The organism is Arthrobacter sp. L77 (genome assembly GCF_000816565.1).
GTDB classification, from domain to species: Bacteria; Actinomycetota; Actinomycetes; order Actinomycetales; family Micrococcaceae; genus Arthrobacter_D; species Arthrobacter_D antioxidans.
The window spans coordinates 67,584-82,345 of record NZ_JWSU01000008.1; the positions used below are offsets into that span (position 1 = coordinate 67,584).

The 14,762-nt window shown below is 66.7% G+C and carries 10 protein-coding genes; 6 read left to right on the forward strand and 4 right to left on the reverse strand.

Annotated elements, in window-relative coordinates; all coding sequences use genetic code 11:
• Positions 1–120 precede the first annotated feature (120 nt).
• The 3 genes from RY94_RS17530 to RY94_RS17535 all read right to left on the reverse strand — a co-directional run bounded on the left by RY94_RS17530 (position 121) and on the right by RY94_RS17535 (position 3,518).
• Positions 121–1,254 carry a glycosyltransferase family 4 protein gene (locus tag RY94_RS17530; RefSeq protein ID WP_082046421.1) on the reverse strand — a complete coding sequence of 378 codons (1,134 nt, stop codon included), beginning with the start codon at positions 1,252–1,254 and terminating at the stop codon, positions 121–123.
• Complete coding sequence (locus RY94_RS15220; protein ID WP_156135213.1) at positions 1,236–2,309, reverse strand: hypothetical protein; 1,074 nt, start codon at positions 2,307–2,309, stop codon at positions 1,236–1,238. Before RY94_RS15220 ends, RY94_RS17530 begins: the two co-directional genes overlap by 19 nt.
• Positions 2,310–2,423: 114 nt before the next feature.
• Positions 2,424–3,518: a glycosyltransferase gene (locus tag RY94_RS17535; RefSeq protein ID WP_082046422.1), complete on the reverse strand. Its 1,095-nt coding sequence runs from the start codon at positions 3,516–3,518 to the stop codon at positions 2,424–2,426.
• Between the two features lie 266 nt (positions 3,519–3,784).
• Here RY94_RS17535 and RY94_RS15230 point away from each other — a divergent pair, with 266 nt between their 5' ends.
• Both RY94_RS15230 and RY94_RS15235 read left to right on the forward strand, forming a co-directional pair.
• Positions 3,785–5,251 (forward strand): polysaccharide biosynthesis tyrosine autokinase, encoded by a 1,467-nt coding sequence (locus tag RY94_RS15230; protein ID WP_082046423.1) that lies wholly within the window; start codon positions 3,785–3,787, stop codon positions 5,249–5,251.
• 45 nt (positions 5,252–5,296) lie between these two features.
• The gene (locus RY94_RS15235; RefSeq protein ID WP_043447187.1) at positions 5,297–6,742 is read left to right on the forward strand and encodes a sugar transferase; all 1,446 of its coding nucleotides are present in this window, start codon (positions 5,297–5,299) and stop codon (positions 6,740–6,742) included.
• Here RY94_RS15235 and RY94_RS15240 read toward each other — a convergent pair.
• Positions 6,727–7,359 (reverse strand): arsenate reductase/protein-tyrosine-phosphatase family protein, encoded by a 633-nt coding sequence (locus RY94_RS15240; protein ID WP_082046424.1) that lies wholly within the window; start codon positions 7,357–7,359, stop codon positions 6,727–6,729. The two genes, RY94_RS15235 and RY94_RS15240, sit on opposite strands and share 16 nt — an antisense overlap.
• A 363-nt stretch (positions 7,360–7,722) precedes the next feature.
• Between RY94_RS15240 and RY94_RS15245 the strand changes: the two genes are divergently transcribed.
• From RY94_RS15245 to RY94_RS15260, 4 genes are all read left to right on the forward strand, one after another.
• Positions 7,723–8,373 carry a 50S ribosomal protein L25/general stress protein Ctc gene (locus tag RY94_RS15245; protein WP_043447190.1) on the forward strand — a complete coding sequence of 217 codons (651 nt, stop codon included), beginning with the start codon at positions 7,723–7,725 and terminating at the stop codon, positions 8,371–8,373.
• A 10-nt stretch (positions 8,374–8,383) separates the two neighbouring features.
• Positions 8,384–8,968 (forward strand): aminoacyl-tRNA hydrolase, encoded by a 585-nt coding sequence (gene pth / locus RY94_RS15250; RefSeq protein ID WP_043447192.1) that lies wholly within the window; start codon positions 8,384–8,386, stop codon positions 8,966–8,968.
• Between the two features lie 303 nt (positions 8,969–9,271).
• A complete protein-coding gene (locus RY94_RS15255) occupies positions 9,272–12,004 on the forward strand; it encodes a helix-turn-helix transcriptional regulator (RefSeq protein WP_043447195.1) in 2,733 nt (910 codons plus the stop codon).
• Positions 12,001–14,643 (forward strand): LuxR C-terminal-related transcriptional regulator, encoded by a 2,643-nt coding sequence (locus RY94_RS15260; RefSeq protein WP_043447198.1) that lies wholly within the window; start codon positions 12,001–12,003, stop codon positions 14,641–14,643. Before RY94_RS15255 ends, RY94_RS15260 begins: the two co-directional genes overlap by 4 nt.
• Positions 14,644–14,762: the final 119 nt, after the last annotated feature.

Here is a 14,762-nt window from a genome sequence, read left to right on the forward strand (position 1 = left end):
GACCAATGACGCGGCAGAGTTGATCTAGGAGGTGGTCCGCGGGCCAGGCGTGAGCCTCGCGCCGAGATCCGGTCGGCTTGTTGAGCGAGCGTCCACAGGCATGGTGATTGCGGACGGTCTCTACTCGTTCCTGGTAGATCCCGCGTTGATCGAGAACTCCTTCAAGAGTTCTTCCGCAGCCACACCCCAGGACATCGAGCCGTTCGCCGTGGCTATTCCGGCCTTCGAGTGGGCGGCATAGGCACACGGGTCGGAAAGCAGTCGCTCGATCGCAGCAGCGATCGATTGGCTTGACACAGCGGCAGACAGGATTCCCGCACCTGACGCGATCACCTGTTCTGTCAACCCGCCCACGGGCGTCGCAACCACGGGAACACCGCGACTGGCTGCAACCGCTAGAACTCCCGATTGGCTTGCCTCGACGTAGGGCAGAATCAGGAGATCGAAGTCGTCCACCACTTCCTCTATGCACTCCTCAGGGACCCACCCCCGCCTGTCCTGCACGAAGGGCGCGCTCATCAGGTGCTCAGAAGCACTTATATCCCCGTCGCCGCACAACCTCACGACCACATTGTGGCCGCGGCTTCGGAGTATCTCGCCGGCCTCCAGCAGGATGGGAACTCCCTTGTAGGGAAGGATCCTGCCGAAGAATCCGAGCACAATCGCCTTGCCGTCGCCGAGAGTACGGGCGCAAACGTCGTCTGCAGATGCCGATGGGTGCAACATTCGTAGAATTCTCTTGGGGTTGCTCGCTATTCGCTTTCTCAGGATGTCTCCGACCTCGTCGGAGAAAACCACGTACGACGAGGCGAACCGGAGATCGAAGGATCGGAGCACCTCCCGCGCCCTGCTTTCCTCTCCCTGATGGAATTGGCCGTCATGAATTCCTAGTACATATTTCCGGCCGTGCCACCTGAAGGAGGGTGCGATCGCAGCCTGAAAGACCTGCTCCATAGGCGAAAAGACCACGTCGATGGAATGTCGACGGCAGAAGCGGTGGAGTTGAATCGCCTTGATCGGAAGAGACAAGATGGTGGCAACCAGGGAACTGCGTGAAGAGAAAGTTGCGACTCCATGCCGCGCCACACCTAAATCTGTCCACCACGAGGATATCTCAGCATTCTTGGAGTAGGAAACGTATACATCGACGTCCGCGAGCTCGGACAGATGCTTCGCTGCTTCATATGCGAATCGTGCACCTCCGCCCGTTCGGCCCCAATGAACAACCAGAACTCTCATCGTTTCGCATCCCATCGTGCATCAAGATTCGCTGATATTCCGGACTTCGATTCGCCCGCGTTCTTAACCGTCAGTAATGCTATCGGGACCATCGGTAGGAGGTGCTTGATATATGACCCGTAATCCGGTTCGAATATCGATTGCACTACCAGAAACGCTACGATCAGACACAGGGGCTTCACTCCGTCGGCGGCCACTGAGACCGCACGGGGTCTGAGGAGGACTGACCGAAAGGGCCGGCGCAACGCGAAGCCGAGTAGAAGCAGGTATCCCGCAAGGATGGTCTGCAGGAGTTGGAAGCTCATGAGGAGGGGGTAAGGAACAAGCAACATCCCAAGGACCAGAATCGCGTTCACGGGCTGTATCAGGTAGCTGGCACCCGTGAGGGGATCGTCGATCATCGTGGTCGCGTCGAGAGACAATTGCACGCTCGTCCTGAAGTGCACCAGCGGAACACCCAGAATGCTCTCGAAAATCAGGGTAAGCCCGATGTAGGCGGCTATCACGCCGATGATGATGGGCGTTCTCCCTCTCGTCCTCCAGGTTATCAACCTGAAGCCGACGTACAGGACTACGACGAGATACCAGTAGTCTCGGACAAAATAGGCATAGAAAAGGGCGCAGGCCAGCCAGAGAGCTTCCAGGGTCCAGTGCCTCCGCGTCTCAAGAAAGAGGAGGCAAAGACCCATCACCAGGAACTCTTTGCTGTACTGGGCCAGGTAGACGGAACCCAGTAGTACCGAACCGCATACCGTCAGGAAGATCGGCAATCCTTCCCGGCAGAGTTCGGACCACCGCAGCGCTTTGAAGATCAAGATCAAGAACAAGACGAAAGATGCAATGCCCGCCAGTAATGGGCTTCCAGCGAGCCCTAGTATCGAGTATGCCGAGGCGGTGAAGGCGAAAGATCCTTGATCGCTCTGTGCCGTCCGATCGAGTAATTGCTGAATGTATTGCTCGTCATTGAAATACGTTGAGGGGAGTATTTCCCTTCCAAACACGGTCACGAATGCTCCGGCGATCAGGGAGATCGTCAGCATGAAGTGGCGCATCGCCATGCTGCTGCTCATGGGAGCGCGGGTAGCGGTCGCTGCCCGGGATCTCCGGCGATGCATTGTCGACGTCAACGAAATAGCCTTCAGCGGAGAGGGAAAGTTGGGATTTATTCGATAGCCATGCGTGACCTAAAGGGAGCGGGGCCTCGGTATGCGCTGGGGAAATTCCATACTCGCATAGTACGCCGCGCTCAGCCGTTCGGACTGCTCCGCGGTTGTGTTGAATGAGAGAAAAGCGTCCCATTGTTCGAGCGCCTTCTTCCGTTGGTGGGGGTCATTGGCCATGGTGGTGACGTTTCGCGCGAATTGATCCTCGGTCCGACCTACCAGACACCTGGGAACTGTCGCAAAGGCCGGTATGTCGCGGACGTAGCTCGGAACCCGCAGCCTGTTTGCCTCGAGCAGGACCATCGGGAATCCGTCCCAGGCAGCGGTGTGGATCAACAGGTCCGCCTCGGAGAGGAGTTGCAGTGCCTCCTTCCTCGGTAGCCACCCGGTCACCTCGACGCCGAGCTCCACCAGTTCGTCTACATAGCGGGGCTCTCCGCCGCCGATCCATTTGAATGTGACGTCCGGCGCTGCCAGTTTGACTGCCCGCACGACTGCGGCGAAATAGTAGGGGTCCCGTGCGGCGGTGAGCCGCCCCGTCGCGACCACGAGGAAGTGGTTGGCGCATCCGGTTCCTTTCGGGTAGGCGAGGTCAGCGCCTACAGCAGGCGCAACGTTCGGAACGTAGAAAACGTCTTTCGACCTACCGATGCTTCTGCTTATTTCGTGTTCTCTAGGGGAGCAGGCAGCGTACACGGTTGTGTTTCTGGCGAGCATTTTTTCTACGAGGCCGAAAAGCGCCCGCGTAGCCGGCGATACGTCCTGGCGCTCCATTGCGTAGCCGTGCGGCGTGTAGACGATCGGATGTGCCGGGCTGGCCTTCACGCAGAGGCGGACATAGAGTCCGGCGATACTCGAGTGCGCGTGTATGACGTCCGGTCGCAACACGCGGACGGATCTGCGTATCGCGACGATCGCCGACAGCGGGCTGGTATCGAGATCCGATACCGACTCGAAATGCTCGGTCTCTCCGCTGTCGATGAAGTCTCCGACTCGCTCGGTTCGGAGAAGATGATGGCGAAACCCCGGGGTGGCGGCGCAGTACTGAGAAAGGGCCGTGGCGACACCACCACCGAAGCTTTCGACGACGTGGAGGACAGTCGGGGAGCCGGTCACGAGGTTCCTTCCTGTCGCAAGCCTCGGTCTCTGTCAGGTTCCCAAATCTACGACAAGTATCGAGAGCGATGAAGGACGGGCCTGGTGACGCGCCCGCATGCAGTGGAATCCAACGTCTCATCAATATGCGGTGACTGCTTCGGCATGAAACAGTCCAAGAGCCGACCGCCCCAAAGATATGCAGAGTTGCGGTCGTTTGATCGGGCTACTATTGGCATGGCTAGCGCACGAGGACAGCGAGCAGGCGCACCAGAGAGGTCTCGATCTTGGAGCTGAGTGATTATTGGCGCGTGTTGAGACGGGCCTGGCGAACGATTGTTGTGGCGGCAGTACTTGGCTTGCTGGTCGCGGGGGCGGTCTCGATGGCTATCAAGCCCACCTTCACTGTTCGTACGCAACTGTTCGTGGCGACTCAAAGCTCGGGTTCTGTGCAGGACCTGCAATCAGGCAACTCGTTCAGCCAGGCGCGGGTGCAGTCCTACATCGAGACGGTGGAGACCCCGGCAGTCCTCCAACCAGTGATCGATGGTCTGGGGCTTGATGTGAGCCCGTCTGAGCTCGCTGAAACGGTTGACGCTCATGCCGATCTCAACACTGTGCTCATCACAATCACGGCTGAGGACAGCTCGCCGGCGGGGGCGGCGCGCGTGGCCCAAGCAACTGCAGACAGTTTGGTCCAGACCGTCGACAATCTCGAACGACCGTCAGACGGAGGGGATTCGCCGGTCCGACTGTCGGTCATCACGCCTGCTGCCGCGCCTACGACCCCTTCTGCTCCAGACGTGCCTTTCTACCTGGCGCTTGGGCTTGTCGCCGGTCTGACCCTTGGTGTGGCGGTCGCTCTGCTCAGGGCGACGATGGATACGAGGGTGCGAAGCGAGAGGGATTTGCGCCGCGTCTCCGACGCTCCAGTACTCGGCGGCATTTTCTTCGACGCGGACGCACAGAGGAAACCATTGCTGACACAGGCTCCCCCTCAAGGCCCTCGCGCGGAATCGTTCCGCCAGATCCGTACCAATCTGCAGTTCGCACATGTGAGCCATAAGTCCAAAGCCGTTCTTGTGACCTCGTCCTTACCCGGAGAAGGCAAGACCACTACAGCCACGAACCTTGCAATAGCCATTGCTCAGGGCGGGCAATCCGTGGTGCTCGTGGATGCCGACCTTCGACGCCCCCGCGTGGACGAGTACCTCGGGCTCGAGCGCAACGCCGGGCTGACCACTGCGCTGGTCGGCCGGGCAGAAGTGGAGGACCTTCTACAGCCATGGGGTCCGGACGAGCTGTATGTCCTGACGGCCGGCCAGATCCCGCCGAATCCCAGTGAACTGCTGGGCTCCGACGCCATGAAGCAGCTCATCACCGGCCTCGAGCAGAAGTTCGATGCGGTCATCATCGATGCCCCTCCTCTCCTTCCGGTGACGGATGCTGCAGTGCTCGCACAGCAGGTCGGTGGCGTGGTGCTGGTCATCGGCTCCTCGAAGGTGAAGCTGCCCGATCTCCAGAAGTCGCTCGGGAGCCTTGAGATGGTCAACGCGGATCTGCTCGGCGTCGTCATCAACCTGCTTCCCAGCAAGGGTCCCGACGCCTATGCCTACGCCTACGGCTACTATTCGTATGATTCGGAAGCCCCGTCCGCCTTGGAGGACACCCACCAGGTCACCCGGCGCTCCACCGGAAACTCCTCCTCCGACATCGATGAGCGAGTCATCGGGGTTTCGTCTCAAAGCGCGTAATCCGCACGGCGCTGTCGCGCAGTGTGCTCCGGGGATGGGGAACGGGTGTCGAGAACTAGGAAGAACGATGGGTGGGCCCAGCGATACGGGCGACGGCTGGCTGTCGTCGATGCGGCTGTCGTTCTATGGGCCACCGTCGGAGCGCTGATCATCCGGTTCGGTGTTCCCGAGACGGAGCAGCTGAACGCGCGTGATCAGCCCTACATCGTTCTGTCTCTCGTGCTCGCAGCGGGCTGGTGGGTGACGCTATCGCTGCGGGGCAGCCGCGAAGCAACCGTGCTGGGACACGGCACTGAAGAGTACAAGCGGGTTGTCAGTGCCTCTCTCATCCTCTTCGGCCTCGTGGCGATCGTCAGTTACGCGCTGCAGTTCGACACCGCCCGTGGATATGTAGGCGTTGCCCTACCGGCTGGACTCATCATGCTCCTGCTGTCCCGCGTGATCGTTCGCCGACTCCTTCATATCGAACGGGAACACGGCAGGAGCTGCCTTCGTGTACTGGTGGTCGGCAGTTCCACCGGCGTCCAGCATCTGGCCGACTCCCTTCGAGCGCAGCCCATGGCCGGCTACATCCCGATCGGGGCCTACCTTCCCGGGGTTGAACCTGATGCGAGCACTGCGGGCAATCTGGATCTGCAGGTGGTCGGAAGGGCGGTGGAGGCCGACGACATCATCTCCGACATCAAGGGGTTCAGCCCTGATGCGGTAGCCCTCTCGAGCAGCATGCAGCTCGCCCCGGAGACCATCAGGGCCCTCGGCTGGGCGCTTGCTGACCTGAATATCCGTCTCATCATGGCGCCCGCCCTCACGGATGTTGCCGGACCCCGCATCCATACCCGCCCGGTAGCGGGCCTTCCATTGATCCACGTCTCGACACCCAACCTCGAGAAGGGCCAGCGCTTCTTCAAGCGCACCACTGACATCATCGGCGCCACCGTGCTGATCATCGCCGCATCCCCACTTCTTGCTGCGATCGCCCTGCTCGTGCGGTTCGACTCGCCCGGCCCCGTCCTGTTCCGTCAGGAACGGGTGGGTACTGCTGGCGAATGCTTCGAGATGTACAAGTTCCGGTCCATGGTGGTGGACGCCGAAGCCAGGCTGGAGCAGCTTCGCGACAACCACGAGGGCAACGAAGTCCTGTTCAAACTGAAGAACGACCCCCGGATCACGAAGGTCGGCCGATTCCTCCGCAAGTTCAGCCTCGATGAGTTGCCCCAGTTGTTCAATGTGCTCGGTGGGTCCATGTCCCTGGTGGGTCCTCGCCCGCCACTGGCCGCCGAGGTGGAGCGCTACGACATCCGTGCTCACCGTCGGCTGCTTGTCCGTCCGGGAATGACGGGCCTCTGGCAGATCAGCGGCCGGTCGTTGCTCTCCTGGGACGAGACCGTGCGACTCGACCTGTACTACGTGGAGAACTGGTCCTTTCTCGGCGACCTGACCATCCTGCTGCGCACGTTCAAGGCCGTGGTCGGCCGTCATGGCGCCTTCTGATGCGTCCCGCCTGCTGCGAGCGTAGGTACCGCATCCGCCTGTGGCCCTGGTTGCCCGGCAGACGGGAGGGCAAGCGTTCGGAGGGGCGGGATGATCTGAGCAACCATCTGCCGGTACACGTCGTCGCTGCGTCGGTAGGGATCCACGACGTCATCCAGTTCGGGTGCGGTGTAGGACGCCCGCGCGCGAAGTGCCCGGGGGAGGGCTGCCCGCCAGCGGTCAGCCGGCGGCAGTGCCTCGTCGAGCGTGAGGTGCGGGAGAATTCTCGCGAACTCGCGCAGGGTGAAGGTCTTCCTCAGCATGGCCGGCACCATCTCGACGACACGGCTGCGGTGAGCCCTCGTGAGGGCGAGTACGAGGTCCACCTCGCGAAGGATCTCCGGGGTGAGCTGGCGGGCCGAGAAGTTGTCCGCCGTGCCGCCGAACCTGCGGACAAGCGCGGCGATCTGCGGGTCGATCGGATTCCCTGCCAGGGCGCCGGTGCCGGCGCTCTCCACCACGAACTCCCCGGGGTAGCGTTCGTCCAGCCCTGCCTGCAGTAGCCGCTCCGTCATGGGGGACCGGCAGATGTTACCGGTGCAGACCGCAAGGATGCGGAACGGAGTGTCCGTTGTCATGGCTGAAGGTCCTCGTTGGTCTTGCCGGGAGGGACGTGTGCTGGGTGCGCAATGAGCCTACCCGCGGTTCGCCGCCCAGCTCAGGGAAGCGGTGCCGCGCGCCTTCGATCTGTCCCCCGGGTCCCAGGGGGGCGGGGAGTCGGGGGACAGATCGCAGTGCCCGGTCCTGTAGGATGGCAGGCGATGCCTAGGCGAGGGAGCGGGCCGGATCGCAGGATCTCCGGCCGTACTCCGTGATCGACGGTGGCTAGCACCTTGACTGGTTTCTAGACAACTGCCCCACTCGCGTGTTCCTTCCGCCCCGGCTTTTGTCCCAGTGCTCCCGCAACCGCGTGGTGAGCCGCAATCGTTTCAGGAGAAGCCATGTCCGAGCAGAAGCTCGCCGCACACGTCCGCACCGAATTCGGCAAGGGCTCGGCCCGCCAGGCCCGCCGCGCCAACATGATCCCCGCGGTCATCTACGGCCACGGCGCCGATCCCATCCACGTCCTGCTGCCCGCCAAGGCCACCACCCTGGCCGTCCGCACGCCCAACGCCCTGCTCACGCTGGACATCGCGGGCGAGGACCACCTGGCCCTCGTCAAGGACATCCAGCGCAACCAGCTCAAGCGCATCGTCGAGCACCTCGACCTCCTGACCGTCCGCCGCGGCGAGAAGGTCCAGGTGGATGTCGCCATCCACGTCGAAGGCGAGCCCGCACCCGAGGTCGTCTTCAACCTCGAGACCACCACGGTCCTCGTCGAGGCAGAGGCCACCCACCTGCCCGAGACCCTCACCGTCAGCGTCGAAGGCCACCAGATCGGCGAGCACGTCCACGCCTCGGACATCGTGCTGCCCCAGGGCGTCACCCTCCTCACGGACCCCGAGACCCTCGTGGTCAACCTCATGGCGCCCACGGTCCAGGACCTGGGCGAGACCGAGGAGACCGACGTCGACACCGAGGCCACCGCCGAAGGCGCGACCGCCGGCGATGCCGACGCTGACGCCGTCGTCACCGACGCCGACGAGAAGTAGGTAACGATCGGTGTCCTCTGACACCTGGCTCGTAGTCGGGCTCGGGAATCCCGGGCCCGGCTACGCGGGCAACCGCCACAACGTGGGCCAGATGGTCCTCGACCTGCTCGCCTCCCGGATGAGCGGCCGCTTCACGTCCTCGAAGGCGCAGGCGGTCACCCTCGAGGGGCGGCTGGGGATCGGCGGTCCGCGCCTGGTCCTGGCGAAGCCGCTCACCTACATGAACATCACGGGCGGCCCGGTCTCCACGCTGGCCCGCTTCCACGACGTCGCGCCCGATCATGTGATCGCCGTGCACGACGAGATCGACATCCCCTTCAACACGCTGAAGCTCAAGCTCGGCGGCGGGGAGGGCGGGCACAACGGTCTGCGCGACATCAGCAAGGCCCTCGGCACCAAGGACTACCACCGGGTGCGGGTGGGCGTGGGCCGTCCCCCCGGACGCCAGGATGCCGCGGACTTCGTGCTCAAGGACTTCGGCACGGTCGAGAAGAAGGAGCTGCCCTTCCTGCTCGACGACGCAGCGGACGCCGTCGAACTCCTCATCCGCGACGGCCTGCTGGAGGCCCAGCAGAAGTTCCACGCCCCGGCCTAGGCCCCGGTGAGGGGCGCATGGGACTACCTACGCGGAGAAGGGGTGGAAGTGGCGGATCTCCGATCCTGGTCTACTGATTCCTCGCTCCGACGCCGGTGAGGACTGGTACCTGCGTAGTGGATCCCCTCTCTTGCGAGTGGGTGGCCGTAGTCGGAAACCGGCCGAACAAGTAGCGCTCTTCGTACGGCCCGTAGGCCCCACTCGTGTTACCGGGCAACTACTTTCCTACTGTGATCACAGGTCTTTGGTGGTTATCTGGGGGAAGAGGGCGACGACGTCGTGCAGTCTCAAACACGCGGTTCCATGAGTACGAACAGCTCGCCGGCGGTCGGCCCGTCGGTCACCTCGGACGGGGAGCAGGCCTTCTTCCAGGTGCGGACACAGCTCGTCGAGGACGTCCTGCGGCGCGTCGTCTCGGGGGACGGCGTCGGAGCCGCGCTGCTGGGCGAGGAAGGCAGCGGCAAGACGGTCGTCCTGCGCGTCGTCGCACACCGTGCCTCCCGGACCCACCACGTCATCCGGATGTGGGCCTCGCGGACCTCCGCTTCCGAGCCCTACCGGGCCATCGCCTTCCTGCTGGCGGAACTGGAGGCGGAGCAGGCGGAACACCCGCTGACCATGTTCCAGGGAATCTGCGCCCTGCTCGAGGAGCAGGCGAACGGGCGCCCCGTGGTGCTCGCCATCGACAACGCGGAGCATCTGGATCCGGAGTCGGCCACGATCATCTCGCGGCTCGTGATCGCCGGACGGGCGTCCGTCCTGATCGCCGCCGAATCCCTCGGTGCCATGGACGAGTCATTCGCCCGGCTGTGGCGTGAAGGCGACCTGGAGCGCTTCGACCTCCAGCCCCTGACCCGCATGGAGATACGTTCCGTCGCGGAGGCAGTCCTCGGGGCCCCCCTCTCACCGGATGCGCTCGAGGCCCTGTGGCGCTCGAGCGAGGGCAACGCCCGCTTCCTGCGCTGCGCACTAGAGGAGCTGCCGGCGTCGGACGTCAGCCTCCACGGGGGCGCCTGGGTCTCCACCGGCGATTCCACCGTGGTCCCCTCCCTGGTGCGTGAGAGGATCCACGCCCTACTCGACGACCTCCACCCGCGGGAACTGGAGATCGTGCGCGTTCTCGCCCTCGCCGGATCCCTTCCCGCCGCAGCCGTCCGGCGGCTCGCGGGCCGGCTCGACAGCCCCTCGGACGCGCCGGGGGCCGCTGCAGGGCACCTCGACGCCCTGCAGTCCCTGACGGTGCTGGAGACCGGTGGAGGAACGGCGATCCTGTCCCTGCGGTCACCGCTGGTGGCGGCCGCCGTGCGCGGACAGACGACGGCGACGACAGCGGCGGTGCTCCATGCCCTGCTGACCGACCTGCCGACCGAAGCCTTCGACCCCGCGGACCTGGATCCGGCGATGCACGCCGAATGGCTCCTCCTCGCCGGCCTGCCTGTCCCGCGGGGCCTGTGCCTGGCGGCGGCGCGACGCTGCACCGTCCTGGGGCAGGCGGTCCGCGCACGCTTCTGGATCACCCGCCACCCCGCCGGCCAGGATCCCGAAGGCCTCGTCGAGGCTGCTCGCTGTGCATTCGCCGACGGGCACCCCGAGGAGGCCCGGGCGCTGATGGCCGCGGGACACCTCCCGGCAGGGTCCGAGGAGGCCCCCGGTGCGGCGGCGACCACCCTCCTCATCCTGCGGAGCCGCGCCGCCCGGCTCTCCGGAGGCAGTCCGGCTGAATGGACCGCGCTGCTCGATGAGGCGGAGGCCTCCATCGACTCGACGGAGCGGGACCCCGGAACGCCGTGGAGCAGCCGGCACGTCCTCGAGCAGCGCGGCGAGCTGGCGGTCGCGCGCGCCGAGGCGGCGTCGTTCGGCGGGGACTACCGGGCGGTCCTGGAGATCCTCCAGGACGGTGGCCGGACCGGGTGGACTCCGGAGCAGGGGGTGTCCGCGGACGCCCTCCTGTGCGAAGCCCTCGCCCTGACCGACCAGCAGCACGCCGCCGTCGGGCTCGCCCGCTCACTCGAGGCGAGGCTGGGGGACCAGCGCGACCTGGGCCACCGGGTGGTCGTCGCCGCGTGGCTGCGCCTCGCGGTCGCGCACTATGCCGCCGGGAGCATCGGAGAGCTGGCGCCGGCTGCCGGCGCGCAGTCCCTGCCGTGGAGGTCCTCCGTGGCCCGCAGCGGCGCCGCCGAGACCGTCAGGGGAGTCGTCGCGGTGCTCCAGGGCAGGTCGGAGGAGGCGCTGGAGCTGCTGTTCCCGGTCGCACGGCAGCTCGAGCGGCAGGATCCGCACGGTCTCCTGCCCCTGGTAGCGGCAGGCCTCGCGCACAGCCACGCCGAGACCGGCGCGGTGGCCCCCGCGATCGGATACCTCCCCCTCGCCCAGGCGGGGCACTCGATGCCGTGGGCGGTCCGCGCCCTGCTCACCCAGATCCAGCTGGGATCGTCCGGTCTGCGCGAACCACGGATGCAGACCGGCACGAAGCTCGGTGACCTCGCGGACGCTGCCTGCAGGGGAGGCGCGGCGATGCTCGAGCTGACGCATCGGCTCGCTCAGGTGCGGGCGGGTGACGCACGTGCCGCCGAAGCGCTGGCCGGTGCGGCCGCACGGGTCGAGGGTGCCTATGCCGCAGCCTGCGCCCTGTACGCGCAGGCCGTCGCATCCGGCGACGCCGAGCTCTTCGCCCAGGCCATGGAGCACGCCCATTCCGTCGGGGACAGCGGCCTCGCGCGGGACTGTGCCACCCAGGCCATCCAGACGGCGCAACTCCTCGGCGCTCGCAGTGTCCTGCGGGACATCCAGCGGCGGGCCCGCCAACTCTTCGGCGACATCACCGAGATGGAACTGAGCTCCGCCCTGGAGCGCCTGACCAAGCGCGAGCGGGAGGTGGCCCAGCTCGCCGCCCGGGGGGCGAGCAACAAGGACATCGCTGCGCGGATGGAAGTCACGATCAGGACCGTGGAGGGGCATCTGTACCAGATCTATTCCAAGCTCCATCTCCGGGCCCGCAGCGAACTTGCCGACCTCGTACTGACCGGAGAGCGATGAACTTCCCGCGTACCGGCGAGCTGCTGCCGTGTCGGCAACCCGTCGTCGAGACCCTGCAGCGCGCCCTCCGTCGGGATGACCGACAGGGGGCCCTGGTCCTCGGGGAGACGGGGATGGGCAAGTCGATGATCGTGCGCGCCCTGCAGCAGTCCGCCCCGGACGGCGGTCCACGGCACGTGGTCCGGGCGAGCCGTGCACTGCGCACCGTGCCCTACGGGGCCCTCAGTGAGGTCCTCGCGGGGGTCTCCACCCGTGACCTCGGTAGTCCCGTCTCCATGCTGCGCATCGCGCGGCAGCGCATGGGCCGGCCCGAGGGCCGCGGTGTCCCCCGGATCCTGGTGGACGACGCACAGTTCCTCGACGACGAGAGCACCCACCTGCTGACCCAGCTCGTGGTCATGGGCGCCATCCGGATGGTCGCCTTCGCCGACTACTCGGTGGCGGATTCGAGCGGGCTCTCCGGGTTCGCGAACGAGGGATACCTGGACCGGGTGCACCTCGAACCGCTGACGGGGGCCGATCTCCGCACGGAGGCGGAGTCCGCCCTGGGGATGGGGGCCCTGGGGCAGCAGGCGATCCTCCACCTCGAGCGGGCCACCGGCGGCAACCCGATGCTGCTGAAGGCGCTCCTCGAACATGCCGGCGTCCGGTTCGCCGCGGACGGGCCGGACTGGGACACGGTCCTCACGGGGCCGCCCACGGATGCCCTGAGGGACGTCGTCGCATCGATCGTCACCCCCGTGCCCGTGCCGGCGCCGCAGCGGAAAGCCCTCGATCTCCTCGCCCTCGGCGGCTCGGTGGCGACCACCCACGTGGAGCGACTCGCGGGAGGCGACGCCGTGCGCTCCCTGGTGGCGCGGCGTCTTGCGGTCGTCCACCCGGCCGCCTCCGGCTCCCTGATGCTCCGTCACGGACTGGTCGCCGACGTGATCCGCGCCACCCTGCCCCTCGGCCGGAAGGCCCTGCTGTGGGACCAGCTCCAGGACGCGGCACCGGTCCTGCCGCCGTACGACCGCCACCGCATCCGCCACCTGGAATGGGCCGTCGACACCGGATCGCCCGTAGCCCCGGCAGTGCTGCTCGACGCCGCCCGGGTCGCCACGCACGTCGGCCGCTTCGAGGTGGCGGACCGGTTCATCCACACGGCGTCCGCCCGCGAACCGGCGCATGCCGCCCGCGAACGGGCACGCCTGCTGGCGGCGGGCGGCAGGGCGGCCGAAGCGGTGCAGCTCCTCGCCGATGTCAGTGCCGGGGCCGGCGACGGCGCCCGGTCGCAGGCCGTCGCCCTCCGCTGGACGGCGATGCGGCAGGGCGGTGCCACGCCGGCCGAACTCCACGCGCTGCTCGACTCCTGCACCGTGCCCGAGGGCTCGGACGGGACCGGCGCCGCGGTCGACGACGGCGAGGCCGCCGGGCGCCTGCGCCTCCTGAGAGCGCGGACCCTCCTCGACGAGGGCGAGGTCACCGCCGTCGACACCCTGACAGAAGCCCCCGTCGCCGGTCCGGAGGACGTCCTCGGGCTGGCACTGCGCGGCGCTGCGCTGGGGATGCAGGGCCGTGCGGTCAAGGCCGAGGAGTGCACGCGGGCCGCGGTCGAGGCTGTGACGGCGGATCCGTACGCGCTGGTCGACGTCGTCGAGGATGTCGTGACCCACCACATCCTGGTCCTCGCGCACGCGGGCAGGGCCGCCGACGCGTTGCGCGGAATCGAACAGGCCGGTGCCATGATCCCTGCGGGACTCGCCTCCGCCCTGCGCGGCATCGTCCTCACCCGGCAGGGCGACTTCCGGAGCGGCCTCGGGACGCTGATGGCAGCCCTGCCGGGGTTGCGTCGCACGGACCGGCAGCTCCTGCTGCCGTACTCCCTGGGGATCGCAGCCTGGGGAGCGGCGGTCCTGGGGGACGTGGACCAGGCCCGGGCCCTGGTCCATGAAGCCCGCATGCTGCCGCGCCGGGGGCGCCTGGACCTGGAGCTGCTGGGCCGTGCCTTCGCCGCGGCGGCAGCATCCCTCCTGCCCCACTCCGCACGGTCTCCCGTGTCCCTGGCCGGGTACCTCGACGCCGTCAGCCCTCCCGGGCTCCGCGCGTGCGAGAAGGACATCCTGGTTCTGGGGCTGCTGCTCGGCCTGCACGAGGGCGTCGACCGCCTGGCCCGTCTCACCATGGAGATGGAGGGTGAGGAGGCCCTCGTCCTCGGCCGGTTCGCCGGAGCCGCGAGCTCACGCGATGCCGCGGAGCTGATCGGGGTGGCGGACCACGCTGCAGCGTCCGGGCTCCCGCTCCTCGCGGTCAGTGCGGCGGCGCGGGCACGGGCGCTGCAGGGGGAATCCACAGCCTTCACCGAGGCGCGGGCAGCGTCCCGCCGCCTCGGCAGGTACGGCGCGTCCTTCGTCGGCACGCATTTCGAGGTCCCGGTCGGCGTGCGGCGCGTCTCCGACCTCGCGAAGAGCGAGCAGGTGGTTGCGCACCTCGCCGCGGCCGGCCACAGCAACAGGGGCATCGCCGAGGCGCTCTCCCTCTCGATCCGCACGGTGGAGGGCCACCTGCACCGGACCTACGTGAAGCTCGGCATCGCCGGGCGCGCCGACCTGGCGCGTGAGTTCCAGGAGCAGGGCGGGGGGCCGCTGGTGGGCACCTGAGGGGTCGTCCGCTGCAGTGCCCCAGGGCAGGTCCGGGCCGGTACGGGCCCGGTCCTGCCCGACGCCCCCGATCCGGGCGGGTACGAGGTCGCCATGGGACGTCCAGCGGTACTCCCTGC